Annotated in this window: 24 protein-coding genes; 8 read left to right on the top strand and 16 right to left on the bottom strand. The window is 64.5% G+C overall.

Translation table 11 applies throughout. The features are described 5' to 3' along the window. Positions 1–110 precede the first annotated feature (110 nt). Both AC1Y2B_RS01135 and AC1Y2B_RS01140 read left to right on the top strand, forming a co-directional pair. Positions 111–1,343, top strand: coding sequence for an RSP_2647 family RNA methyltransferase (locus tag AC1Y2B_RS01135; protein WP_482251196.1), 1,233 nt, complete (start codon positions 111–113; stop codon positions 1,341–1,343). Next, entirely contained in the window at positions 1,344–1,886 is a 543-nt protein-coding gene (locus AC1Y2B_RS01140; protein WP_482251197.1) for an RSP_2648 family PIN domain-containing protein, read from the top strand. A 230-nt stretch (positions 1,887–2,116) separates the two neighbouring features. Here AC1Y2B_RS01140 and AC1Y2B_RS01145 read toward each other — a convergent pair whose 3' ends face one another. The 5 genes from AC1Y2B_RS01145 to AC1Y2B_RS01165 all read right to left on the bottom strand — a co-directional run bounded on the left by AC1Y2B_RS01145 (position 2,117) and on the right by AC1Y2B_RS01165 (position 5,488). Then, the gene (locus AC1Y2B_RS01145) at positions 2,117–2,719 is read right to left on the bottom strand and encodes a DedA family protein (protein WP_482251198.1); all 603 of its coding nucleotides are present in this window, start codon (positions 2,717–2,719) and stop codon (positions 2,117–2,119) included. Then, positions 2,716–3,057, bottom strand: coding sequence for a hypothetical protein (locus AC1Y2B_RS01150; protein WP_482251199.1), 342 nt, complete (start codon positions 3,055–3,057; stop codon positions 2,716–2,718). The genes AC1Y2B_RS01145 and AC1Y2B_RS01150 overlap by 4 nt, the downstream gene beginning before the upstream one ends. A gap of 17 nt (positions 3,058–3,074) precedes the next feature. After that, positions 3,075–4,250, bottom strand: coding sequence for a vWA domain-containing protein (locus AC1Y2B_RS01155; protein WP_482251200.1), 1,176 nt, complete (start codon positions 4,248–4,250; stop codon positions 3,075–3,077). A 1-nt stretch (position 4,251) separates the two neighbouring features. Beyond that, positions 4,252–4,419, bottom strand: a complete 168-nt coding sequence (locus AC1Y2B_RS01160) for a hypothetical protein (protein WP_482251201.1) — start codon at positions 4,417–4,419, stop codon at positions 4,252–4,254. Positions 4,420–4,648: 229 nt separating this feature from the next. Continuing rightward, on the bottom strand, positions 4,649–5,488 hold the full coding sequence (locus AC1Y2B_RS01165; RefSeq protein ID WP_482251276.1) for an AAA family ATPase: 840 nt from the start codon (positions 5,486–5,488) through the stop codon (positions 4,649–4,651). 180 nt (positions 5,489–5,668) lie between these two features. Here AC1Y2B_RS01165 and dksA point away from each other — a divergent pair, with 180 nt between their 5' ends. Continuing rightward, entirely contained in the window at positions 5,669–6,091 is a 423-nt protein-coding gene (dksA, locus tag AC1Y2B_RS01170; protein WP_482251202.1) for an RNA polymerase-binding protein DksA, read from the top strand. A 175-nt stretch (positions 6,092–6,266) separates the two neighbouring features. Continuing rightward, a complete protein-coding gene (locus AC1Y2B_RS01175) occupies positions 6,267–7,445 on the top strand; it encodes an FAD-dependent monooxygenase (protein WP_482251203.1) in 1,179 nt (392 codons plus the stop codon). 26 nt (positions 7,446–7,471) lie between these two features. Here AC1Y2B_RS01175 and AC1Y2B_RS01180 read toward each other — a convergent pair whose 3' ends face one another. Further along, the gene (locus AC1Y2B_RS01180; protein ID WP_482251204.1) at positions 7,472–7,618 is read right to left on the bottom strand and encodes a hypothetical protein; all 147 of its coding nucleotides are present in this window, start codon (positions 7,616–7,618) and stop codon (positions 7,472–7,474) included. Between the two features lie 110 nt (positions 7,619–7,728). Next, positions 7,729–10,473, bottom strand: a complete 2,745-nt coding sequence (gene acnA / locus AC1Y2B_RS01185) for an aconitate hydratase AcnA (protein WP_482251205.1) — start codon at positions 10,471–10,473, stop codon at positions 7,729–7,731. Between the two features lie 229 nt (positions 10,474–10,702). Here acnA and AC1Y2B_RS01190 point away from each other — a divergent pair, with 229 nt between their 5' ends. Continuing rightward, entirely contained in the window at positions 10,703–11,416 is a 714-nt protein-coding gene (locus AC1Y2B_RS01190; protein WP_482251206.1) for a DUF1223 domain-containing protein, read from the top strand. On the opposite strand, the gene AC1Y2B_RS01195 is transcribed toward AC1Y2B_RS01190, so the two are convergent. From AC1Y2B_RS01195 to purB, 4 genes are all read right to left on the bottom strand, one after another. After that, positions 11,409–12,290 carry a lysophospholipid acyltransferase family protein gene (locus tag AC1Y2B_RS01195; RefSeq protein WP_482251207.1) on the bottom strand — a complete coding sequence of 294 codons (882 nt, stop codon included), beginning with the start codon at positions 12,288–12,290 and terminating at the stop codon, positions 11,409–11,411. The genes AC1Y2B_RS01190 and AC1Y2B_RS01195 overlap by 8 nt on opposite strands. A 9-nt stretch (positions 12,291–12,299) precedes the next feature. Next, the gene (locus AC1Y2B_RS01200) at positions 12,300–13,187 is read right to left on the bottom strand and encodes a DMT family transporter (protein ID WP_482251208.1); all 888 of its coding nucleotides are present in this window, start codon (positions 13,185–13,187) and stop codon (positions 12,300–12,302) included. A 170-nt stretch (positions 13,188–13,357) separates the two neighbouring features. Beyond that, positions 13,358–14,383: a flagellar motor switch protein FliG gene (locus AC1Y2B_RS01205; protein WP_482251277.1), complete on the bottom strand. Its 1,026-nt coding sequence runs from the start codon at positions 14,381–14,383 to the stop codon at positions 13,358–13,360. A gap of 341 nt (positions 14,384–14,724) precedes the next feature. Continuing rightward, a complete protein-coding gene (gene purB / locus AC1Y2B_RS01210; RefSeq protein ID WP_482251209.1) occupies positions 14,725–16,029 on the bottom strand; it encodes an adenylosuccinate lyase in 1,305 nt (434 codons plus the stop codon). A 130-nt stretch (positions 16,030–16,159) separates the two neighbouring features. Between purB and AC1Y2B_RS01215 the strand changes: the two genes are divergently transcribed. After that, the gene (locus AC1Y2B_RS01215; protein WP_482251210.1) at positions 16,160–16,483 is read left to right on the top strand and encodes a hypothetical protein; all 324 of its coding nucleotides are present in this window, start codon (positions 16,160–16,162) and stop codon (positions 16,481–16,483) included. Between the two features lie 12 nt (positions 16,484–16,495). After that, positions 16,496–17,131 (top strand): CDGSH iron-sulfur domain-containing protein, encoded by a 636-nt coding sequence (locus AC1Y2B_RS01220; RefSeq protein ID WP_482251211.1) that lies wholly within the window; start codon positions 16,496–16,498, stop codon positions 17,129–17,131. A 62-nt stretch (positions 17,132–17,193) separates the two neighbouring features. Here AC1Y2B_RS01220 and dddP read toward each other — a convergent pair whose 3' ends face one another. Further along, positions 17,194–18,531 carry a dimethylsulfonioproprionate lyase DddP gene (gene dddP, locus AC1Y2B_RS01225; RefSeq protein ID WP_482251212.1) on the bottom strand — a complete coding sequence of 446 codons (1,338 nt, stop codon included), beginning with the start codon at positions 18,529–18,531 and terminating at the stop codon, positions 17,194–17,196. Between the two features lie 126 nt (positions 18,532–18,657). On the opposite strand from dddP, the gene AC1Y2B_RS01230 reads away from it, so the two are divergent. Further along, the gene (locus AC1Y2B_RS01230; RefSeq protein WP_482251213.1) at positions 18,658–19,449 is read left to right on the top strand and encodes a heme-dependent oxidative N-demethylase family protein; all 792 of its coding nucleotides are present in this window, start codon (positions 18,658–18,660) and stop codon (positions 19,447–19,449) included. A 5-nt stretch (positions 19,450–19,454) separates the two neighbouring features. Here AC1Y2B_RS01230 and AC1Y2B_RS01235 read toward each other — a convergent pair whose 3' ends face one another. The 4 genes from AC1Y2B_RS01235 to AC1Y2B_RS01250 all read right to left on the bottom strand — a co-directional run bounded on the left by AC1Y2B_RS01235 (position 19,455) and on the right by AC1Y2B_RS01250 (position 23,166). Beyond that, positions 19,455–20,345 carry a hypothetical protein gene (locus AC1Y2B_RS01235; protein ID WP_482251214.1) on the bottom strand — a complete coding sequence of 297 codons (891 nt, stop codon included), beginning with the start codon at positions 20,343–20,345 and terminating at the stop codon, positions 19,455–19,457. Positions 20,346–20,502: 157 nt separating this feature from the next. Then, positions 20,503–21,183, bottom strand: coding sequence for a hypothetical protein (locus AC1Y2B_RS01240; protein WP_482251215.1), 681 nt, complete (start codon positions 21,181–21,183; stop codon positions 20,503–20,505). A gap of 159 nt (positions 21,184–21,342) precedes the next feature. Further along, entirely contained in the window at positions 21,343–22,752 is a 1,410-nt protein-coding gene (glnA, locus tag AC1Y2B_RS01245; protein WP_482251278.1) for a type I glutamate--ammonia ligase, read from the bottom strand. Between the two features lie 75 nt (positions 22,753–22,827). Then, a complete protein-coding gene (locus tag AC1Y2B_RS01250) occupies positions 22,828–23,166 on the bottom strand; it encodes a P-II family nitrogen regulator (protein ID WP_482251216.1) in 339 nt (112 codons plus the stop codon). Positions 23,167–23,266 lie beyond the last annotated feature (100 nt).

Raw genomic sequence — 23,266 nt, forward strand, 5'->3', positions numbered from 1 at the left:
CCTGATGGCAGGAATTGTGCAACGGAATGATGCGGCGGGACGGGTCTGTCAGCAGGCTTTGGCGGTGGCGGGGCTTTCCAGACGGGGCGGAAGGCCGTAAAGGGGGGACCATGAGCCCCAATGACCTCGATCACGAGCCCGCCCAAGCCTCGGCCCCCCATGGCCGTCCTGTCGTTCGCCTGCGTCCCAAGGCGGAGGCCAGAGCCGTCCGTTTGGGCTTTCCGTGGGTCTACGCGGATGAACTGGTGACCGACCGGCGCACCTCGTCGCTGGCGCCGGGGGCGCTGGCGGTGCTGGAGGATGGTGACCGTCGGCAGATTGGTCTTGTCACGGTCAACACCAAGTCCAAGATCATCGCACGGATGCTGGACCGTGATGTGACGGCGCAGATTGATGTGGCGTGGTTTGCCGCCAAGCTGACGACGGCGCTTGCCCTGCGCGAACGTCTGCATGACACGCCCCATTACCGGTTGATCCATGCCGAGGCGGATGGCCTGCCCGGCGTCATCATCGACCGCTTCGGTGACGCGGCGGTGATCCAGCCCAACGCCGCCTGGGCCGAGGCGCATATCGACGCGCTGGAGGCGGCCTTGAAGCAGGTCACCGGCGTTTCCACCGTCATCAAGAATGGCACGGGCCGGGCGCGGGGGCTAGAGGGGCTGAAGGAAGAGACCGTCTTGATGGCGGGCGCTTTGGCAGGGCCGATTGCGGTGCCGATGAACGGCGCGACCTATTTCGCCGATCTGGAAGGCGGGCAGAAAACCGGCCTGTTCTTTGACCAACGTCCGAACCATGCTTTCGCCAAGCGCTTGGCAAAAGGCGCCAAGGTGCTGGACGTGTTCAGCCATGTCGGCGGCTTTGCCTTGGCGGCTTTGGCAGGCGGGGCGGTCAGCGCCCTGGCGGTTGATGCCTCGGCTCCGGCCCTGGCGCTGGCGGCGAAGGGGGCCGAGGCTTCGGGGTTCGCGGGCTTTGCGACCCGGCAAGGCGATGCCTTTGACGTGCTGGAGGCTTTGGGCGCCGAAGGCGCGCGGTTTGACATGGTGGTCTGCGACCCTCCGGCCTTTGCCCCCAACAAGAACGCCTTGGAGGCGGGGTTGCGGGCTTATGAGCGGGTGGCCAAGCTCGCCTCGGCCTTGGTCGCGCCGGGCGGCTACATTGTGCTGTGTTCCTGCAGCCATGCCGCCGATCTGACCGCCTTCCGCAATGCCTGCGCGCGCGGCATCGGGCGCGGCGGGCGCAAGGGGCAGTTGATCTACACCGGATTTGCAGGGCCGGACCATCCGATGCTGCCGGTGCTGGCCGAAAGCGCTTACCTGAAGTCCTTGTTCTTCCGGCTGGACTAGATGCGGGCGGTTCTGGACGCCTGCGTTTTATACCCTACCGTGCTGCGCGAACTTCTGTTGGGCGTCGCGGCGCGCGGGCTTTATGAACCGCAATGGTCTGACCGGATCCTGCGCGAATGGGTGCTGGCCACCGCCAAGCTGGGCCCGGTGGCGCAGGCCCTGGCCGAGGGCGACGCGGCCCTCGCCCGTGCGGCCTTCCCGCGGGCCTCCGTCCGCGAGCAGCCCAATATCGAGGCGCGGCTGGCCTTGCCCGACCCCAATGACGTGCATGTTCTGGCGGTGGCCATCGCGGGCCATGCCGACGCCATCGTGACCTTCAACGCGGTCGATTTCCCGCGTCACGTTCTGGCCGATGAGGGCATCGAGCGGCGCGATCCGGATGGGTTCCTGTGGGAACTTTGGTCGCGGAACCCGGCCGAGGTTCGGGCGGTGGTTGACACGGTCCACGCCAAGGCCGAGGAGATGTCGGGCAAGCCCGTGCCGCTGCGGGCCTTCCTGAAGAAGGCGCAGCTTTGGCGCTTGGGCAAGGCTTTGGAGGCGTGACAGGGTGGGGATTGCACGCGTGCAATCGTTCCTAAAGTATTGATATAGAATGATTTTTAGATTTTCGTTAGGGTTTCGTTAGGATGTGACGCGGCCCCGCAATGCGTCCGGGCTCGCGCGCCGTGAGGCACTGCAAGGCGTTGGTGGCCTGCATCCTCTGACGCATCCTGACACCGGACCCTCGGACCGTTGCTGGCAATGCCCGGTCACCTGACGCGCCGCAGCGTGGGTTACGCTGCCCCCTTCTCTTGCCTGAGGCTGGCCACCAGCCACCAGCCAAACCCCAGCATGGCCGCCGCCCCTGCGATGATGCCGAGGACTGATCCGGCCATTTCGCTGGCCGCCTGGATGTTGCCGGCGAATCCATAGCCCAAGCCGCAGTAAAGGCCGACCCAGACGGCCTCGCCCAGCACACCCCAGATCGTGAAGCTGATCCAGGAATAGGCCATGGCCCCGGCCGTGAAGTTGGCCCAGGGGCCGACCGGTGTGAACAGCCAGCGGGTGAAGAAGATGCCAAGGGCGCCACGCGCCTCCATTTGGCTCAGGGCGCGCAGGACCAGCTTTTCGCGGGCAGGTGAGGCCGAGAGGCGTTTCAGCAAGGGATGGCCGCCCCAGGCGCCAATCTGATAGCCGGTTTGATCGCCGATCACCGCCCCGGCGAGGGCCGATCCGATCACCTGCCACAGCACAAGATCGCCCGCGGCGGCAAACCCTCCGGCGGTCAGCATCAGGACCGAGCAGGGCACCGGCAGCGCAAGGCAAGAGGTGAAGGTGACAGCCGCCAGCAGCCAAAGGCCATAGGTCGGCACAAGGGCAAGGATCCAGTCGGTCATGGCGGGGCCGCCTGCGCTTCCAGCTTGGCCACGGTGTCTTGCACCAGCCTCAGGATGTCCGCCTCGGCCACACCGCGCTGGCGGGCAATCTCGCGGATGGTGAAGGGGTGGCCCTTCTGGGGCGGCGGCAGGCCTGCCGCGGCGTCGATATCCGGGGCATGCAGGCCCCAGGATTTGGCGACATAGCCAATCGTCATCCACGATTGCACTGGTTCATGGATATGGGCCGGATCGTGCCAGTACAGGACCGAAGACACAAAGCGCACCGCAAAGAACAGCGTCACGGCAGCGGCCAGCACGAAGCCGGTCAGGGCCCGGGGATGCAGGCGCCACAGCATTCTGAAATCCCCAAGCCTCATCGCACCGCCTTGATGCCGCGTGCCAGTCCTGCCAACGTCAGGGGCACCATGTTTCCGTCGAAAAGATCCGCGATCATGGCGGTGGAGCGGCTGTAGCCCCACTGCGCCTCTGGCACCGGGTTGATCCAAAGGTGGCGGGGCCACTGATGGCAGGCGCGCTGCAGCCAGACCCGGCCGGCTTCCGGGTTCCAGTGTTCGACCGAGCCGCCGGGTGCGTCAATCTCATAGGGGCTCATGGCGGCGTCGCCTATGAAGATGGCACGGTAATCGGGGCCGAAGCGGCGCAGGATGTCCCATGTGGGCGTGCGCTGCGCGTGGCGGCGGGTGTTGTCGGTCCAGACCTCTTCATAGAGGCAGTTGTGGAAGTAGAACGAGGTCAGTTGGCGGAACTCGGCCCGGGCTGCGGCAAACAGGGCTTGGGCCGCAAGGACATGGCCGTCCATCGAGCCGCCAACGTCCAGAAACAGCAGCACCTTCACGGCGTTGCGGCGTTCGGGGCGTTCCTGCACATCCAGCCAGCCTTGCCGGGCGGTGGCCTGGATGGTGGCGTCAAGGTCGAAGCTTTGCGCCCCTTCGCGGGCCCAGCGGCGCAGGGCCCGCAGCGCAAGCTTCAGATTGCGCGGGCCGATTTCGGCTTCGTCATCCAGATTGCGGAACTCGCGCTTTTCCCAGACCTTCAGCGCGCGCTTGTGGGTGCTGTGTCCGCCGATCCGGATGCCTTCCGGATTGTAGCCGGAATTGCCGAAAGGCGAGGTGCCGCCGGTGCCCACCCATTTGCTGCCGCCCTGATGCCGGCCCTTCTGCTCCTCCAGCCGCTGGCGCAGGGTTTCCATCAGCTTGTCAAGGCCGCCCAGGGCCTGCACGGCGGCGCGTTCCTCTTCGGTCAGATGGCGGGCAAGGCTGGCGGTCAACCAGTCTTCGGGCAGGGTCAGCGCCTCCAGCACAGCCTCGGGCGTGATCGCCTCCAGCCCGGCAAAGCTTTCGGCAAAGGCGCGGTCGAAGCGGTCAAAGAAGCGTTCATCCTTGACCAGCGACAGGCGGGCGAGGTGATAGAACCCCTCGGGGTCGTGGGTCACAAGGCCCGAGTTCACGGCCCCCAGAAAGGCCAGATATTCCGAAAGGCTCACCGGCACGCCCGTCTTCCGTAGGCACAGGAAGAAGGGCTGGAACATCTCAGTGCGTCAACCGGTCGATCAGGATCGAAATCAGCACCCCCGCGAGGCCGAGGACAATCGCATAGACGGCGCCATATTGCGCCATGTCGAGCCGCCGCCCACCGCGCTTCTTGGCCGTCAAGGCGCCCCAGACCGCACCCAATATCATTGCCGGCAGCCAGATCATCGTGAATTTCCTTGCCTTGCGCCGGGTCCGCCCCGGTCTTGTCCTGCGTCGGAGGGGCTTGCGCGTCCGCCGATCCTGCCCGCAGCCTTATCCCGCGCCGCCCGCGCTATCAAGACAAGCCACACCATCGTGACCCCCCCGCACCCCCCCATTCACCCGGTCCAAATATCCCACGGGAGGGTCCGGGAGGGTGTGAAACCCTCCCGGCGGTGGATGCAGCAGGCTGGCCTTACCGATCTCGCCGCGCCAGGAAGGCCAGTTTTTCAAACAGTTGCACGTCCTGTTCGTTCTTCAGCAAGGCCCCATGAAGCTTCGGCAGGTTGGTCTTGGCGTCGCGCTTGAGGTCCTCGGGCGACAAGTCCTCGGCCAGAAGCAGTTTCAGCCAGTCGAGCACTTCGGAGGTCGAGGGTTTCTTCTTCAGCCCCGGCGCCTCGCGGATCTCGAAGAACTGGGTCAGGGCGGCCGCCAGCAGACTTTCCTTGAGCCCCGGGAAGTGCAGGCGGACGATGGCCGCCAGACCTTCGGGGCTGGGGAAGCGGATGAAATGAAAGAAGCAACGCCGCAAGAAGGCGTCGGGCAGTTCCTTTTCATTGTTCGAAGTGATGATGACCACCGGGCGGTGCAGGGCGTGGATGGTTTCCCCCGTCTCGTAGACATGGAATTCCATCCGGTCGAGTTCCTGCAAGAGGTCGTTGGGAAACTCGATGTCGGCCTTGTCGATCTCATCGATCAGCAGCACGACGCGGGCGGGGGCGGTGAAGGCCTGCCAAAGTTTGCCGGGCTTGATGTAATGGCGCACGTCATGGACCCGCGCCTCGCCCAACTGGCCATCGCGCAGGCGGGCCACGGCGTCGTATTCGTACAGGCCCTGTTGCGCCTTGGTGGTGGATTTCACATGCCACTCGATCAGGTCCATCCCGAGGCTGGCGGCGACCTGGCGGGCCAGTTCGGTCTTGCCGGTTCCGGGCTCTCCCTTGACCAGCAGGGGGCGGCCGAGGGCCACGGCGGCATTGACCGCCAAAGCCAAATCATCGGGCACCACGTAACCTGCGGTTGTGGCGAATTTCACTGTCATCTCAAGCCTCTGCCGGAACGTGTTGCCAAACCCTAAAGCAGGGCGGAATTTGTCGCAACGGCTAGTGACAAGGTCAGGCCTTTCGGCTAGAGGAACCCCCAATCAGGATAGCCCATTGGCCGGCCCCTTTTTCGTCCGCCCCTTGGCGCCACCTGAGCAAAGGAGAGTGCTGAGATGAAAGCCGAAATCTTCCTGCCCGAAGATTACCGCCCGGCCGAAGACGAGCCTTTCATGAATGATCGGCAGCTGGAATATTTCCGCCGCAAACTGATCGTCTGGAAGCAAGAGCTCTTGGACCAAAGCGCTGAAACAATTGACAACTTGCAGGACTCCGCACGCTCGGTGCCAGATCTGGCGGACCGCGCGTCCGAAGAGACCGACCGGGCGCTGGAACTGCGCACGCGGGATCGTCAGCGCAAGCTGGTCGCCAAGATCGACTCGGCTCTGCGGCGGATCGAGAACGGCGAATATGGCTATTGCGAAGTGTCCGGCGAGCCGATCAGCCTGAAGCGGCTGGACGCGCGCCCGATTGCCACCATGACGCTGGAAGCCCAGGAAAAGCACGAGCGCCGCGAGAAGGTGCACCGCGACGAATGAGCCCGTTGCGACGATGGAGCCTCTTGCGGGTGGGAGGCGTTGGGAGAAGACTTGCACCGGGCCTGAGGGTCCGGTGTTTTCATGTCCGGGGGGCGCGCGGCGGCCCCGGCTGGGGGGGCTGCCGCCCCCCCAGACCCCCCTGCGGATATTTGAGCCTGAATGAAGGAACGCGGCGATGAGTCTGATCGGGCAACGGGTGACGGTTCTGGGGGCCGGGGTGGCGGGGCTTGCGGTGGCGCGGGCCCTGGCGCTGCGCGGGGCGAAGGTCACGGTGCTGGAGCAGGCCGATGCGGTGCGCGAGGTGGGGGCGGGGTTGCAGATCTCGCCCAACGGGGCGGCGGTTCTGACGGCGCTGGGGCTGGGGGCGGCGCTGCAGGCGGTCTCGGTCCGGGCGCAGGCGGTGGCGCTGTGCGACGGGCTGAGCGGCGATGTGGTGACCCGGCTGGAGGTGGCGCGGCTGCGGCCCGAGCAGGGCTATCATTTCGTCCATCGGGCCGATCTGATCGGGCTTTTGCTGGCCGGGGCGCAGGAGGTCGGGGTCGAGGTGCGGTTGATGACGCGGGCGGCCTCGGTCGCGTTGGGCGGGGCGCGGCCGGCGCTGGTGCTGGAGACCGGGCATGACGAGGCCGATCTGCTGATTGGCGCGGATGGCTTGCATTCGCCGACGCGGGCGGCGCTGAACGGCGCGGCGGCCCCGTTCTTCACGCGCCAGGTGGCGTGGCGGGCGCTGATCCCCGGCGATGGCGGGCCGGATGTGGCCGAGGTTCACATGGGGCCGGGGCGGCATCTGGTCAGCTATCCGCTGCGGGGGGGCGCCTTGCGCAACATCGTCGCGGTCGAGGAGCGCGACGCCTGGGTGGAAGAGGGCTGGTCGCTGCGCGATGACCCGATGGATCTGCGGATGGCCTTCGAGCGGTTCTCGCCCAGGGTGCGCGGCTGGCTGGGCCAGATCGAGGATGTCTGGCTGTGGGGCCTGTTCCGCCATGAGGTGGCGCCGGTCTGGCAAAGGGCCCTGCCGGACGGCGGCGTGGCCCTTCTGGGCGATGCGGCGCATCCGACGCTGCCGTTTCTGGCGCAAGGCGCCTGCATGGCGCTGGAGGATGCCTGGGTGCTGGCGGCCAGCCTGTCTGGCACCGACAGTCTGGCGGCGGGTCTGGCCGCCTATCAGGCGGCCCGCAAGCCGCGCTGCACGCGGATCGTGGCGGCCGCCAATGGCAATGCCCGCGCCTATCATCTGAGCGGCCCATTGCGCGGGCTGGCGCATCTGGGGCTGCGGCTGGGCGGTGCTGTTGCCCCCGATCTGGTGCTGTCGCGGTTTGACTGGCTTTACGGAATGGATGTCACCAAGGGCTGAGCCATGGGCGAGGCGGCGGTTCTGCCCTAGAACTGCCGCAGGATCAGCACGACCAGACCGAAGATCACCATGTCCAGCCAGCGCAGGCTGGGGGCGGGCAGGGCCTTGGCCATGGCGCGGCGGCGGGGCGCGGTTTGCTCTGGCGGGGCGAGGTGCGGAAAGCGGTGTGGCATATGTCTTCCTCCAATGCGGGGAAAGGATCGCAGCCAAAGATGAAGATCGCCTTAATATGCATCAAAGGCCCGGAATTTCTTCCGGGCCTTTGGTCTTCCGACGGATGGGGTCAGGCCTTGGCCAGATCGCGCAGCACATAGTGCAGCACGCCGCCGTGTTCGACGTATTCGATCTCGATCTCGGTATCGATGCGGCATTTGATCTGGATCGTCTTGGTGCTGCCATCGGCATAGGTGATGTGGCAGGGCACGGTCGACAGCGGTTTCAGATCACCGTCGAGGCCTTCGATGGCGACGACTTCATCGCCCGTCAGGCCAAGGGTCTTGCGCGTCTGGCCGCCGGTGAATTCGAACGGAATCACACCCATGCCGACGAGGTTGGAGCGGTGGATGCGTTCGAAGGATTCCGAGATGACGGCCTTGACGCCCAGAAGGGCTGTGCCCTTGGCCGCCCAGTCGCGCGAGGAGCCCGCGCCGTATTCAATGCCGCCGAAGATCACCAGCGGTGTTCCGGCCGCCTGGTAAGCCATCGAGGCGTCGAAGATTGAGGTTTGCTTGCCGTCCGGCCCCTTGGTGTAGCCGCCTTCGACACCATCCAGCATCTCGTTCTTGATGCGGATGTTGGCGAAGGTGCCGCGCATCATCACCTCATGGTTGCCGCGACGCGAGCCGTAGGAGTTGAACTCGGACACCGGAACTTGCCGTTCTGCCAAGTACTTGCCGGCCGGAGTTGAGGCTTTGAATGAACCTGCCGGAGAGATGTGGTCAGTGGTGATCATGTCGCCCAGAACGGCCAGAACGCGGGCGCCTTCGATGTTCTTGATGGTGCCGGGGGTCTGCGACATGCCGCGGAAGTAGGGCGGGTTCTGGATATAGGTCGACGAGGCGGGCCAGTCGTAGACCTCCGAGTCGGTGGTTTCCACGGCCTGCCATTTGGCGTCGCCCTTGAAGACATCGGCGTACTTCTTCAGGAACGCGGCGCGGGTGACGGTTTCTTCGACAAGATCGGCGACTTCTTTTGTCGTGGGCCAAATGTCCTTGAGGTAGACCGGCCCGTTGGTGCCTTCCCCAAGGGGTTCGGTGGTCAGGTCGATGTTGAGGTCACCGGCCAGCGCATAGGCCACGACCAAGGGCGGGCTTGCCAGATAATTGGCGCGGACGTCGGGGGAAATCCGGCCCTCGAAGTTGCGGTTGCCCGAGAGGACGGCGGTGGCCACCAGATCGCCTTCGCTGATCGCGGCAGAGATCGCGGGGTCCAAGGGGCCGGAGTTGCCGATGCAGGTGGTGCAGCCGTAGCCGACGAGGTTGAAGCCCACGGCGTCAAGGTCTTCCTGCAGGCCGGCAGCCTCAAGGTATTCACTGACGACTTGGCTTCCGGGGGCGAGCGAGGTCTTCACCCACGGTTTGGAGGTCAGGCCCAGGGCGCGGGCCTTGCGCGCCACAAGGCCGGCGCCGATCATGACGTAGGGGTTCGAGGTGTTGGTGCAGGAGGTGATCGAGGCGATCACCACCGAGCCGTCGCGCAGTTTGTAATCCTGACCCGCGACAGCAGCCGACTTGCGGGCGTCCTTGGCTTCGACCACGGCGGCGCCTTCCGAGGCCATCTCTTTGGCAGCGGCGCTGGTGTCAACGCCGCGATACTCGGTGACGGTCTTGTAGAAGCCGGCAGCGGCCTTGGTCAGTGGCGTGTAATCCTGCGGACGCTTGGGGCCAGAAATGGCGGGAACGATCTCGCCCATGTCCAGATGCAGGGTCGACGTGTAGATCGGCGCATAGTCCGCGCCGCGCCACATGCCGTTGGCTTTGGCATAGGCTTCGACCAGCGCGATGCGCGCCTCATCCCGGCCGGTGTTGCGCAGGTAGCGGATCGTCTCGCCGTCGATCGGGAAGAAGCCGCAGGTGGCACCGTATTCGGGGGCCATGTTGGCGATGGTGGCGCGGTCTGCCAGCGGCAGGTGGTCAAGACCTTCGCCGTAGAACTCGACAAACTTGTTGACCACGCCGTGCTTGCGCAGCATTTGAACGACTTTCAGCACCAGATCGGTGGCGGTGGTGCCTTCCATCATGGCGCCGGTCAGCTTGAAGCCGACGACTTCGGGGATCAGCATGGAGACGGGCTGGCCCAGCATCGCAGCCTCGGCCTCGATGCCGCCGACGCCCCAGCCCAAAACGGCCAGACCATTGACCATGGTGGTGTGCGAGTCGGTGCCGACGAGGGTATCGGGGTAGGCCACTTCGACGCCGTTCTGGTCGGTGTCGGTCCAGACGGTCTGGGCGAGGTATTCAAGGTTGACCTGATGGCAGATCCCGGTGCCCGGTGGGACGACGCGGAAGTTGTTGAAGGCTTTCTGGCCCCATTTCAGGAAGACATAACGCTCCATGTTCCGCTCATACTCGCGGTCGACGTTGGCCTGGAAGGCGCGGGGGGTGCCGAATTCGTCGATCATGACCGAGTGGTCGATGACAAGGTCAACCGGCACCAAGGGGTTGATTTTGGCCGCAGATCCCTTCAGCCCAAGGATGCCGTCACGCATCGCGGCAAGGTCCACCACGGCAGGCACGCCGGTGAAATCCTGCATCAGCACGCGGGCCGGGCGGTAGGCGATCTCGCGCGGGTTCTTCCCACCCAGGGCCGCCCATTCGGCGAAGGCCTTGATGTCATCGACGGTGACGGTCTTGCCGTCTTCAAAGCGCAGCATATTCTCCAGCACCACCTTCAGCGAGGCCGGGAGTTTGGAGAAATCTCCCAAGCCGGCGGCTTGGGCAGCGGGGATGGAATAATAGGCAATGGTCGCCCCACCCGCCGTCAGGCTGGTGCGGGTCTTTGCGCTGTCATGTCCGACGGTGACGGTCATAAGGGGCCTCCTTTGGGCAATTCGGGAACCTTTTGCCGCAATGCGGCAGGGCGGGCAAGGAATCATTCGGGCTTGGGCAGCATTGTATGCAATTGTATGCCGAAAATCCAGAGCCTTTGCTGCGACAAATCCGCGACGCGGCGCTGGCAAAGTGGCAGGCCCTCGCAAAACCTTGATTGGCACTTGCCGTTCGTTTTGAATAGAGGTTGCGGGCAAGGGGAAGTTTGCCATGAAACGTCAGGTCATCAGCGCCGTCGCAGGCCTTTGGGTTGCGGGCGGACACGCGGTGTACGCGCAAGATCAGGGAACCGTTTCGGGGACCGTGGTCGAGCTTTACACCTCGCAAGGCTGTTCCTCCTGCCCGCCGGCGGATGAATATCTGCGCAAACTGGCGGCGGAACCGGGTGTCATCGCGCTGGCCCTGCATGTCGACTATTGGGATTACATCGGCTGGACCGACAAATTCGGCAGTGAAAAGTACACCGCGCGGCAGAAAGCCTATGCCCATGCCGCCAAATCCAACACGATCTACACGCCACAAATGATCGTCGGCGGCGTTGATCGGGTTGAAGGCACCGATCCGGCCATGGTCGAAGGCGCCATTCGCCGCCATCAGGAGGCCGCACCGCTCGTCGCCTTGCAGCTGCTGCGCAAGGGCGAAGAGCTGACGATTGCCGCACAGGCCAATCCGCCGCTGGAGGCGCCCTTGAAGGTGCAACTGGTGCGCTATCACCCCTTGGCCTCGGTCCAGATCGAGAATGGCGAGAATGCGGGCCGCCTGCTGGAATATGCCAATGTGGTGACCAGCTGGTCGGTTCTGGGCCTGTGGGACGGCAAGGGCGATCTGCACCTGACTGCCCCGGTTGAGGGCGAGGATCCGGTGGTGGTCATCCTGCAGGCCGATGGGCCGGGCAGGATCTTCGCGGCCGCGCAGCTTAAATAGAGCCCTTCCAGCGGCGATGAACCCAGAACCACTGTTCGGGGCGCAGGCGCACTTGTGCGGCCAGACTGTCATTCAGCGCCTGGGTCATGGTTCTGGCGTCGCTGTGCGCGATGGGGGCTTCGACCAACAGGTCAAAATGCAGCCCGTCGGGCAGGCGAATGCCATAGACCGGCACCAGCAGGCAATTGTATTTCAGCGCCATCTCTGCCGCTGACAGCGAGGTCATCGCCGGACGGCCCAGAAAATCCAGCGGCGCGCCAGAGCCGAAATGCTGGTCGATCAGCATGCCCACCACGCCGCCCTTCTTCAGATGCATCACCAACTCGGCCAGACCCCGGCGGCCCCGGGCAAACAGCGGCTCGGATATGGCGCGGATGGTTGCGGCGAAATGCACGTCGAAATAGGGGTTGCTTTGCGGGCGATAGAGGGCCGCAACCGCCAGACCCTTGGAGGACAGAACCGCGCGCGCGATGTCATGATTGCCGAAATGGCCCGAAATCAGGATAACGCCGCGCCCTTGGGCTTGGGCTTGCAGGATGGGGCCCAGACCTTCACCCAACACATGAGCGTCGGCCACCAAGGCCTTGAACTCTTGTGGAGAATACAGTTCCGCCAAGGTGCGGCCGGCGTTGTCGCAGACCGCGCGGGTGATCTGGGTCACGCGGTCCTTGGGCAAATCGGGCCAGATCAGCGCCAGATTGGCCCGAACCCGTTTGCCATAGCCCGCCAGCGGCGCGATCAGCCCCCGCATCAGCCAACCGCCAAATGGCACCCGCCAGCGATAGGGCAAGGCGCGCAAAAGCCCGATCAGGCCGCGCAGGATCAGGTTCTGCAGCCAGGCCGCCGTCTGAACATGGGGCGAAGTCTTCTTCAACGAAAGCCTTTACAGCGCGGGGCTTGCCACCGCCTGCGCCATCCTTTCCTGCCGCCAGACATAAAGTCCCGCCACGGCGATCACAAGCGCGCCCAGCAGGGTGAAATGGTCCGGCCACGCGCCGAAAGCGGCAATCGACCAGAAGATCGCGAAGACCATGTCCAGATAGCCAAACGGCGCCAGCGCCGCCGCCTCGGCCATCGAATAGGCGCGGATGGTGAAAAGTTGCGCAATCGCCCCCAGCGCCCCCAGCACGGCGAAAAGCGGCAGGTCGCCCAGCGGGATCGCCTGCCACGAGAAAGGCAGGATCGCCGAGGTGACGACGGACCCAAACGCCGCCGCATAGAACATCGACGCCCAGGGGCTTTCCTGCGAGCCGACATGCCGGGTCAGCAGCATGTTTGCGGCATAGGACACCGCACACATCAGCGGCAGGAAGGCCGCTGCGCTGAACACGCCCAGTCCCGGCCGCGTGACGATCAAGGCCCCCACCGCCGCCACCACCACGCCCACGAGGCGGGCCGGGCTCATCTTCTCGCCCAGAAACACGGCGGCGCCCAGCGTGATCAGGATCGGGTTGATGTCGGCCAGGGCGGTTGCCTCGGCCAGGCCGATGTAGTTCAGCGAGACGAAGAAGAAGGCAGTTGCCCCCAGTTGTGTCAGCGAGCGCAGCAGGTGCCATCCCGGCAGTCGGGTCTTGACCGCCTGTTTCAGGCGCGGGCCAAGGTATAAAAGCACAAAGCCCAGTTGCCCGACATTGCGCGCCCAGACCACCTCGATCGTCGGGTAGATCGCCACCAGGTGCTTGGCCAGCGCATCCATCGCCGTGAAACAGAAGATGGCCATCGCCAGAAAGAGGATGCCCTTGCTGGTGGCCGCGGCGGCGATCTTGGTCACAGGGGCGTCCTCTGGCAGGCTCAAGCGGGAAGGATCAGGCTAGGGGGGCGGACCCCCGAGTGCAAGGGCCGAGTGCAAGGGCCGACGCGGGGTCCTGTATCAGTAGGTCAAGACGGGTGACAGGGGTGTGACGGGCCCCGCCTTTCCGCATCGGGGCGGAAGAAAAGACATCAGCCCTCGTCCTCTGCCTGAACCAGAACGATTTCGCCGCTGCCCTCCAGCTGGCGGATGGCCATGACGATGGTGCCCATCGCGTCTTCGCCGTCTTTCTCCTTGATCTTGCCGCGGCTGCCAATTTCTTCGCGCAGGGTCTGGGTCATGCGCTGCGACAGGTTGGCAAGGATATGTTCGGCCGAAGGTTCCAGATCGGGATTGGACAGGGCGAAGGCGAGGGCGGTGACCAATGCCGCCTGATCGATGATCCGGATCACCTTGGGCACATCGCGGGCGGCCAGCTTGGCCTTGATGTGTTCGAAGGTGAAGATGTTCTTGCGCACGATTTCGGCGAAATCGGCGTCGGCCTCGTGCAGGCCCTTCAGGACATCGTCGCGGGTCGAGGCGGCGGCGATGTTGAGGATCGCCCCCACCCGTTCGCCCGGACCCGCCTCGAACGCCTTGAGCGGCTGGCTGTCGAGCTGGACGGCCAGCGACATGCCGATGCGGTGCACTGTGTCGGGGTCGACATTGCCGGTCAGCGAGACGGCATAGGCCACCTGGCGCGCCCGGTCACCCGGAAGTTTCGACAACAGGTCCGCCGCACGCGGCACCGGCAGCTTGGAGAGAACCACGGCGCACACCTCGATGCTTTCCTCCTGCAGCACGGGCAGGATGCGGTCGAGGGGCAGGGCATTGATCCGCTCCCACGGGTCGATCGAGGAGTTGCCGCCCGACATACGGCGCAGGCGGCTGGCCGCATTGGCCGACAGGTGGCCATCCATGATCGACAGCGCCCCCTCCAGCCCGCCGGGGAACGACAGGCCGACCTGCTCCATCTCGCTCAGGAAGTCATCGACCACGGCCTTCAGGGTCGCCCGGCTGACGCGGCGCATCTGGCCCATCTGCTGGGCCAGCGCGGTCTGCACCTCTTCGGGCAATGACGTCAGCTTGATCGGCGCGCCTTCGGCCAGCAACAGCCGCACGATGATGGCGGCCTTTTCGCGCGGCCTGATGGCGGGCAGGGGGGGGCTGGGCAGCATCGGCGCGTTGAACGCGTCAGGATTGGTCAGACTGGCCAGCATCGCGGGGTTGAACGCCATCACGCCTCCGATTCTTCAGATGGCGTCAGGGTGCACCGGTCTGGGTTAAGCCCGGATGAAGAGGCGCTTGCTGCGGCGGTGGCGGCGGGGGGCCAGCCCCCCGCACCCCCCGGGATATTTGAGCCTGAATGAAGCGGAAAGCGCGACCTCTTCCCCTTCATCCAGGTTGAAATATCCCACGGGGGTGCGGGGGTGTGAAACCCCCGCTTTTTGCGGCGGGTGCGGGGGTGTGAAACCCCCGCTTTTTGCGGCGGGTGCGGGGGTATGAAACCTCGCTTCGGTCAGGCGCCGAAGACGCGGGCGAAGATCGTGTCGACGTGTTTGGTGTGGTAGGCAAGATCGAATTTCTCTTCGATCTCGGCGGGCGATAGGGCCTTGGTCACCTCCGCGTCGGCGAGGAGTTCGGTCTTGAAATCGGCGCCGTGTTCCCAGACTTTCATCGCGTTGCGCTGGACGAGGCGGTAGCTGTCCTCGCGGCTGACACCGGCTTGTGTCAGGGCGAGAAGAACGCGCTGCGACATGACCAGGCCTTTGAACTTGTTCATATTCTTCAGCATGTTTTCCGGATAGACCACCAGCTTCTCGATGACGCCCGCCAGACGGTGCAGGGCGAAGTCCAGCGTGATCGTGGTGTCGGGGCCGATGGCGCGTTCGACTGAGGAATGGCTGATGTCACGTTCGTGCCAAAGGGCCACATTCTCAAGCGCAGGGGTCACGGCGGACCGCACCAGACGGGCGAGGCCGGTCAGGTTCTCGGTCAGGACCGGGTTGCGCTTGTGGGGCATCGCGGAGGAGCCCTTCTGGCCCGGGGAGAAGAACTCTTCAGCCTCCAGCACTTCGGTACGCTGCATGTGGCGCAGTTCGGTGGCGACGTTTTCGATCGAGGAGGCGATCACCCCCAGCGTGGCAAAGAACATCGCATGGCGGTCGCGGGGGATGACCTGGGTCGAGATCGGCTCGGGTGTCAGGCCCATCATTTTGCACACATGTTCCTCCACCGAGGGGTCGATGTTGGCGAAGGTGCCGACGGCGCCGGAAATTGCCCCGGTCGCCACTTCAGCGCGGGCGTTCAGCAGGCGGGCGCGGCCCCGCGACATTTCGGCGTAAAAGCGGGCGAAGGTCAGGCCCATAGTCGTGGGCTCGGCATGGATGCCATGGCTGCGGCCGATGCGGACGGTGTCCTTATGCTCATAGGCGCGGGTTTTCAGGGCGGCGAGGACCCGGTCAAGGCCGACCAGCAGCAAGTCGGCGGCGCGGCAGAGCTGGATGTTGAAGGTGGTGTCCAGCACGTCGGAGGAAGTCATGCCCTGGTGGACGAAGCGCGCCTCATCGGCGCCGATCAGTTCGCCCAAGTGGGTCAGGAAGGCGATGACGTCGTGCTTGGTGACGGCTTCAATCTCGTCGATCCGCGCCACGTCGAAGGTGGCGTCCTTGGCCTTCCAGACGGCTTCGGCATTGGCTTTCGGGATCGTGCCATTGGCGGCCATGGCGTCGCAGGCATGGGCCTCGATCTGGAACCAGATGTTGAAGCGGCTTTCGGGCGACCAGAGGGCGACCATTTCGGGGCGGGAATAGCGCGGGATCATGGGGCGGCCTTTCGATAAGGGGTTGCGCCCCCTTAATCCGCATGGGGAACGGGTGCAAGATGGTGGGATCACGGGCTTGTCATCTGCAGACCGTCGCGGCGCGGTTAGGCTTTGGGAAACGGAGGGTTTCATGCGGTGGGGATTGGTTTTGGTGATGGTGGCGACCCCGGTCTGGGCTGGGGGCAAGCTGGATGACGCGGGGATTGCGGCCGCGCTGACGGGCAAGGTGCTGGCTTATGACGATGGATCGACCCAAAGCTTCAAGGCGGATGGCGAGACGATCTACACCAAGGGCAAGGACAGCATCGGCCACTGGCGGGTGCAGGCCGGGCGCTATTGCTCGGTCTGGCCGCCTTCGGATCATTGGGCCTGCTATGATGTGACGCAGGACGGCGACACGGTGGACTTTGTCGCCGATGATGGCAGTATCAGTGCGGGGCATCTGACGCCGTAAGGGGAGAGAGATATGGAAGTGGTCAAGGGACGCGAGGTCACCATAACCTTCGACGGGTCACGCTGCGTGCATTCGCGCAACTGCGTGCTCAGCCACCCGGAGGTCTTTGTGCCCAATGTGAAGGGCGACTGGATCTATCCCGATGCGGCGCGGGCCGATGTGGTGCTGTCATTGGGTGTGAACTGCCCCTCGGGTGCGATCCGGGTGGCGCGCAATGACGGCGCGGTCAGTTCGGATGAGGCGCCGTTGGTCAACCTCGTGCGCCTGCGCGAGAACGGTCCTTTGGCGTTTGAGGCCCCCTTGCTGGTGCGTGGCAAGGCGGAACCCACACCCCGCGCCACGCTCTGCCGCTGTGGGGCTTCGGCCAACAAGCCTTATTGCGACGGCAGCCATGTGACGGCGGGCTTCACGGCGTCGGGCGAGGTGGCGGTGAAGGAGTCGGTGGCGCTGGAGGCACGGGGTGGCGTGGTGGATGTCTCGCCGCTGCCGAATGGCCCGCTGAAGGTGACCGGCAATCTGGAGGTCGTCTCGGGCACCGGGCATACGGTGAACCGGGTGACGCAGGCCTTCCTGTGTCGCTGCGGGCAGTCGGCCAACAAGCCCTATTGCGATGGCAGCCACACGGCGGCGGGGTTCATCGCCGACTGAGCCTGTTCCGCGGGGATGGGCAGCCTGCCCATCCCGCGCCGGTGCCATCGGCGGCCTGGCATCTAGCCCAGCAGACGCGGGTCGAAGGGGTACTTCGTCAGGTTCTCGAACCCGGTTTCGGTGATGAGCACCTGATCCTCCAGCTTGATCGAGAAATCGCCGCCTTCGGGGGAGACGAGCGCCTCGACACACAGCGTCATGCCGGGTTCAAGGACGTGATCGAAGCTGCCTTCCACCCAGGAGTCCGGGTAGGGCACATAGGGCCATTCGTCGCACAGGCCGACGCCGTGCATCTTGCAGGAGTATTTGCCCTTCCAATACTGGCCGTCCAACTGGTGCCCGGAATGCACGATGTCGCGGATGCGGGCGCCGGGTTTCAGCAGGTCCATGTTGACGTGGATGTGGTCCAGCGCGTGGTGCATCGCGGAGATCATCGCGTTGGTGGGCCGCGCATCGCCGATCCACCAGGTGCGAGAAATGTCGATGCAGATGCCGTAGGACCCGATCAGGTCGGTATCAAACGCGACGATCTCGTTGTTTTGCACGATCCGCGGGCCGCATTCCTGAAACCACGGGTTGGTGCGCTTGCCAGACGCCAACAGCCGCGTCTCGATCCACTCGCCGCCGCGCTTGATGTTGCCCTTGTGCAGTTCAGCCCAGATCGCATCCTCGGACATGTCGCCCTTCGGGACACCTTCACGGGTGGCCTCTTCCATCTCGAACATGGCGGCTTCGCAGGCGTGGTGGGCGCAGCGCATGGCAAGGATGTCGTCGGGACCCTTGATCGAGCGGGCGCGTTCGGTGACCTCTTCGCCTTCCATCACCTCGAACCCGGCGCGTTCCAGGGCGCGCAGGCCGTGAACCATGATCTTGTCGACGGCCAGTCGGCGGTTGCTGCCAGCATGGGCGCGCATCACCTCATCGACCTGGGCTGCGAAATTCTTCGCATCATTGGCGGAGGTATCCCCTGTCACCGAATAGAAGAATGAGGCCCCCGAGCGCAGTTCCTTGACCAAGGGGTTGAAGGTCACAAGGAAGGGCGAGTTCTTGTATTCCCACATCACCATATGGCCATCGGCACAGATCAGGCAGGCGCGGAACGGGTTGTGGCTGTTCCAAAGCTGCATGTTGGTGGTGTCGGTGGCGTAGCGGATGTTCATCGGATCGTACATCAGCAGGCCGCCATAGCCGCGCGCCACCACGGCATCGACCATCCGGCGCCAGCGGTATTCGCGCATGGTGGCAAGGTTGGGAAGCTGCAGCCCCGCCGCCTCCCATTCGCGGAAGGCCAGTTGGGTCGGCCCGATCTCGATCCGGTCGTTGTCATTGGGGGTGCCGTCCCCCAGCGTCGCCCCGCGCGAGGGGTCAATCTTGCGACGGTCGGAGTAATGGTCTGCCATGGTGCCCTCATGCTTTTCCTCAATGTGGGGCAGGGCGCGCCGGCTTCATTGCCTGCGGCGACAGGTCATGTCGGAAATGGTGGCACGGGGCTTTTCGGCAGGCGGGCGCGGTTGTAGGAACGGTTCATGTCCGATCCCTTGGCCCCGATCCTGCAATCCCACCTGCCCGTCCTGCCGTGGATGGTGCCCGCCCTGTGGCGGCTGCCGGGCATTCAACCGCTGGACCCTGACCGCTGGCTGGAGGTGGACGATGCCTTCGCGGCGCAGTTGGCCGAAAAGGCCCGGCTGATCGACGCGCTTCCGGCGGATGTGCATGTCCTGACCGAGGCGGCGTTACCGGCGGCGGCGGAGCTGCTGGCCGTGGTTGTGGCGCATCTGTCGCGGCGAAGCGACTATGTCGTCTTGCCCGATGCCGTGATCCGTCCGGACGGCGTGCGGGTCTTGCTTGACCCTGACCAGCCGCTGCTGACGTTGGGTCATCTGGTGCAGGAGGATTTCTGCCTGCTGCAAAAGCAGCGCGACGAGCATGTGCTGACGGCCGGGCTTCTGGCCTTCCCGGGCAGCTGGACTCTGGCCGAGAAAGTGGGCCGCCCCTTGACCGCGATCCACGCCCCGGTCGCCCCCTATGACGACCAGATGGCGCGCCGGGTGCAGCGGCTGTTTGACATGATCCGCCCCGAACAGCCCCTGTTCCGGATGAACGCCCTGCTTTACGCCGACCCGACGCTGTATCAGCCCAAATCCGAACACGACACCCGCCCGCGCAGCGGCGAGCGCCGCTTTCTGCGGGCGGAAAAGCAAAGCCTGCTGAAGCTGCCCGAAACCGGGGCCGTGGTCTTTTCGATCCACACCTGGACGGTGCTGGCCTCGACCCTGACGGCCGAGGAGCACGCGGCCCTTGTGGCGGGCGGACACTAGGGGGGTTATGCCCCCACGATGGTCTTGGCCGTGTTGCCCAAGGGAGACTGGGCCAGCCGCACCATGGTGCCCGCCATCGCCGAAACGGTGTGACCGAAGGGGGTCTGGGCAAAGGCAAACAGCGTGCCTGCCACCGACATCAACCGGGCCGACAGGCGCAAATCCTCGCCCGCGACCAGAGAATAGGCCATCACGGCAGCGCCCACCGGCGGATAGACCAGAATGAGCGCGGCGTTGAAACAATGGGCGGTCAGGCGCATCGGGGTGGAATAGACCGGACGCGGCTGCGGTTTTGGCCGCCTGAAGGTCTGGCGCAGGCGCATCTGGATCTCTTCGCGGGTGTGACTGCGCGGCGAGGCGGCGCGCATCTGCACGCGGGCGTGCTGGAAGGGGGCTGGCCGGATCGGCGTGGTCTTGAACAGATCGGTGCGGATCACATGGTCCAGTATGCTGTCCACCGGCGGCAGGCCAGCCGGTTGCGGCAGCATATCCAGACATTGATCGGCCACCTCGGCATCAACGCGGCCATCAATCTCGCGCCAGAGGATGCCGTTTGGCACATGGCGCCGCTGAATCCGCTCGACCAGGCGCGAGCAAAGCGCCTGATGGTTCAGCCTTTCCTTACAATCCGGTCCGGGATGCGGCTGCAGGGGGCCTACGGCCACGGTCAGGCAGGCCTGACGCCCCTCGCGGCCATACTCGGCGCAGGCCAGAAGGATGCGGGTCCCGGCGGTGTCAAAGCAGACGACATCGTCACAGTCCCACTCGATCTCCAGTCCTTCGCCGCGCAAGCGGGTCAAGACGGTCTCCATCTCAGCGACGATTCTCGCGAAATCGAGTGCCTGTTCATTTGGGTACAACAGTTGGGCAATCGTACTGCGCATTGGAATGGTCATGATGTTTCTCCAGTCTTCACGAGGACAACCATGTCGCGAGATTGTGATCGGAAAGGGAAACAACTGCGGTAATTAGAAGAATATTAACCAATGCGGCGGACGGTTTTCGCCACAAAGACAATCGCCGGAATGCCTGCGCCATTGTTTCGGACCGGGCCTAATCCCAGTCGGTCAGATCGCCACCGTTGAGGTGAAACAGCAAGGCCTGCGCCAAACCGACCGGCAGGGCGAGGGTCAGTGCGCCCCAGGCGATCATATGAGACACGCAGCGTTCAAGAAACAGTCGGACCGGGCTGCGGGTCGTTTCTTTCTTGGGCAAATCGAAAACAGGCCGGGCCGGGGGCAGCGCGGCCTCGGGCTGGCTGCGCAGGACGGCGCGGATCGCGACAAGGGTCGGCTCCTCGGCTTGGGTGGGCCGGGGGGGCGGGGCGGGTGGCGCAATTGTGACGGGAGGCTGCAGCGCTGTGCCGCGCAGAACCTCGGTATAGGCAAGCGGTTCGGGCGCGTCAGGCGCTGGGTCCAGAATCAGCCGCGCTGCGGCGACGCGCTTGGCCAGACCCAGAACCGTCCGGCTGACCCCGTCCCTTGAGGGCAAATGCTGCGCGGCCTTGCCCAGTCTTGTCAGGGGCAGCGCAAATCGTCCTGCGGCGATCTGCTCCGCCAAAGCGCCGAGGTGATCCGACGTCGCGCCCAGATGCGGCACCAGCCAGCGCCGGGCCATGACCTGACCCACCCGAAGCCAGGCACGCGGGTCAAACCGTGGCTGCTGGCGCCCGTCCACCCAGATCGGCGGGCGATCCGATTGCGCAGCGCGCGGCTGGTTCGAAGGGCGGGGCATGGCGGGCTCCGAAGCAAAGACATGAACTATTCGCGCAAATTTTCAACGAATTCATGGCTTTCTGACGGCTTTCTCATGTCGGAAGCAAGGCAGAGGCACAGGCGCCGCCCATGCAAAAGGGGCGCCCAAGGGCGCCCCTTCGCACAACTGCCGATCTGATCAGCAGGAGTAGTACATCTGGTACTCGATCGGGTGCGGGGTGTGTTCGAAGGCGTAAACCTCTTCCCACTTCAGGCCCATGTAGGCTTCCAGTTGCTCGCGCGAGAAGACGCCGCCAGCCAGAAGGAAGTCCATGTCCTTTTCAAGCTCTTGCAGAGCTTCACGGAGCGAACCGCAAACCGTCGGGATTTCTGCCAGTTCTTCCGGCGGCAGGTCGTACAGATCCTTGTCCGAAGCCGGACCCGGGTCGATCTTGTTCTTGATGCCGTCCAGGCCGGCCATCAAGAGGGCGGCAAACGCCAGATAGGGATTGGCTGCCGGATCGGGGAAGCGGGCCTCGACGCGCTTGGCTTTGGGCGATTCCGTCCACGGAATCCGGACGCAACCCGAACGGTTGCGGGCCGAGAACGCGCGCAGAACCGGGGCTTCGAAGCCGGGGATCAGGCGCTTGTAGCTGTTGGTCGACGGGTTGGTGATCGCGTTCAGCGCCTTGGCATGGATCAGGATGCCGCCGATGAACCACAGGGCTTCCTGCGAAAGGTCCGCGTACTTGTCGCCCGCGAAGAGCGGCTTGCCGTCCTTCCAGATCGACATGTTGACGTGCATCCCCGAGCCGTTGTCGCCCTTCATGGGCTTGGGCATGAAGGTCACGGTCTTGCCGTAGGCGGCCGCGACGTTGTGGATGACGTACTTGTACTTCTGGATGTTGTCGGCCTGTTCGACCAGACCACCGAAGATCATGCCGAGTTCGTGCTGCGCGGTGGCGACCTCGTGGTGGTGCTTGTCCACGCGGATGCCCATGCGCTTCATGGTCGACAGCATTTCCGAGCGCAGGTCTTGTGCGGCGTCAATCGGGTTGACCGGGAAATAGCCGCCCTTGAAGCCGGCGCGGTGCGCCAGGTTGCCGCCTTCGAACACGGCATCCGTGTTCCAGGCTGCGTCTTCCGAGTCGATCTGGAAGGACACCTTGTTCGGGCTGATCTGATAGCGGACGTCGTCGAAGATGAAGAATTCAGCTTCCGGCCCGAAGAAGGCGGTGTCGCCGATCCCCGAGGACTTCAGGTACGCTTCGGCCTTGATCGCGATCTGGCGCGGGCAGCGGTCATAGGCTTCGCCGGTGTCCGGCTCGACCACGTTGCAATGCACGCAAAGCGTCTTTTCGGCGTAGAACGGGTCCATGTAGACCGAGGCCGCGTCGGGCATCAGCTTCATGTCGGACTGGTCGATCGACTTCCAGCCAGCAATCGAGGAGCCGTCGAACATGAAGCCTTCTTCGAAGAAGTCTTCGTCCACAAGGTCAGCCACCAGCGTCACGTGCTGCAGTTTGCCTTTGGGGTCGGTAAAGCGGATGTCGACGTATTCAACGTCTTCGTCCTTGATCAGTTTCAGAGCCTTCGCAACTGCGCTCATCATGCTGCCTTTCGGGTTGAGGTTTAGGTGGTTCAGGTGCCGGGCCCCGAAAGGCCCGGAATTCAAAGGGCCGGATCAGATGGCGTCGTCGCCCGACTCGCCCGTGCGGATGCGGATCGCCTGTTCAACGGTCGAGACGAAAATCTTGCCGTCACCGATCTTGTCGGTCCGCGCCGCCGAAATGATCGCAGCGATGGCCGCATCGACCATGTCATCGCTCAACACGACCTCGATCTTCACCTTTGGCAGAAAATCCACGACATATTCGGCGCCACGATAGAGTTCCGTGTGGCCTTTTTGACGGCCAAAGCCCTTGACCTCGGTCACGGACAAACCCTGGATGCCAGCCTCTTGCAGCGCCTCTTTGACTTCATCAAGTTTGAAGGGCTTGATGATGGCCTCAATCTTCTTCATGCGACTCCCCCCACGGGCCTGGTAGCTTGCGCGTCTTCCGTCCCTGCCGTCTGACCACTTCCTGACTGCAGGGACAATTGACAAGGGTCGGGCTGCGGCG

The organism is Stagnihabitans sp., from assembly GCF_964946895.1.

Excerpts from the sequence above, each read along its gene's own strand:
- AC1Y2B_RS01240 (WP_482251215.1), bottom strand. The coding sequence starts at position 21,183 with ATGCCCCGCCCTTCGAACCAGCCGCGCGCTGCGCAATCGGATCGCCCG.
- acnA (WP_482251205.1), bottom strand. The coding sequence starts at position 10,473 with ATGACCGTCACCGTCGGACATGACAGCGCAAAGACCCGCACCAGCCTG.
- AC1Y2B_RS01180 (WP_482251204.1), bottom strand. The coding sequence starts at position 7,618 with ATGCCACACCGCTTTCCGCACCTCGCCCCGCCAGAGCAAACCGCGCCC.
- AC1Y2B_RS01190 (WP_482251206.1), top strand. The coding sequence starts at position 10,703 with ATGAAACGTCAGGTCATCAGCGCCGTCGCAGGCCTTTGGGTTGCGGGC.
- AC1Y2B_RS01250 (WP_482251216.1), bottom strand. The coding sequence starts at position 23,166 with ATGAAGAAGATTGAGGCCATCATCAAGCCCTTCAAACTTGATGAAGTC.
- AC1Y2B_RS01160 (WP_482251201.1), bottom strand. The coding sequence starts at position 4,419 with ATGATCTGGCTGCCGGCAATGATATTGGGTGCGGTCTGGGGCGCCTTG.
- purB (WP_482251209.1), bottom strand. The coding sequence starts at position 16,029 with ATGATCCCGCGCTATTCCCGCCCCGAAATGGTCGCCCTCTGGTCGCCC.
- AC1Y2B_RS01235 (WP_482251214.1), bottom strand. The coding sequence starts at position 20,345 with ATGACCATTCCAATGCGCAGTACGATTGCCCAACTGTTGTACCCAAAT.
- AC1Y2B_RS01215 (WP_482251210.1), top strand. The coding sequence starts at position 16,160 with ATGCGGTGGGGATTGGTTTTGGTGATGGTGGCGACCCCGGTCTGGGCT.
- AC1Y2B_RS01175 (WP_482251203.1), top strand. The coding sequence starts at position 6,267 with ATGAGTCTGATCGGGCAACGGGTGACGGTTCTGGGGGCCGGGGTGGCG.
- dksA (WP_482251202.1), top strand. The coding sequence starts at position 5,669 with ATGAAAGCCGAAATCTTCCTGCCCGAAGATTACCGCCCGGCCGAAGAC.
- AC1Y2B_RS01135 (WP_482251196.1), top strand. The coding sequence starts at position 111 with ATGAGCCCCAATGACCTCGATCACGAGCCCGCCCAAGCCTCGGCCCCC.
- AC1Y2B_RS01220 (WP_482251211.1), top strand. The coding sequence starts at position 16,496 with ATGGAAGTGGTCAAGGGACGCGAGGTCACCATAACCTTCGACGGGTCA.
- AC1Y2B_RS01145 (WP_482251198.1), bottom strand. The coding sequence starts at position 2,719 with ATGACCGACTGGATCCTTGCCCTTGTGCCGACCTATGGCCTTTGGCTG.
- AC1Y2B_RS01155 (WP_482251200.1), bottom strand. The coding sequence starts at position 4,250 with ATGTTCCAGCCCTTCTTCCTGTGCCTACGGAAGACGGGCGTGCCGGTG.
- AC1Y2B_RS01150 (WP_482251199.1), bottom strand. The coding sequence starts at position 3,057 with ATGCTGTGGCGCCTGCATCCCCGGGCCCTGACCGGCTTCGTGCTGGCC.
- AC1Y2B_RS01230 (WP_482251213.1), top strand. The coding sequence starts at position 18,658 with ATGTCCGATCCCTTGGCCCCGATCCTGCAATCCCACCTGCCCGTCCTG.
- AC1Y2B_RS01140 (WP_482251197.1), top strand. The coding sequence starts at position 1,344 with ATGCGGGCGGTTCTGGACGCCTGCGTTTTATACCCTACCGTGCTGCGC.
- glnA (WP_482251278.1), bottom strand. The coding sequence starts at position 22,752 with ATGAGCGCAGTTGCGAAGGCTCTGAAACTGATCAAGGACGAAGACGTT.
- dddP (WP_482251212.1), bottom strand. The coding sequence starts at position 18,531 with ATGGCAGACCATTACTCCGACCGTCGCAAGATTGACCCCTCGCGCGGG.
- AC1Y2B_RS01205 (WP_482251277.1), bottom strand. The coding sequence starts at position 14,383 with ATGCTGCCCAGCCCCCCCCTGCCCGCCATCAGGCCGCGCGAAAAGGCC.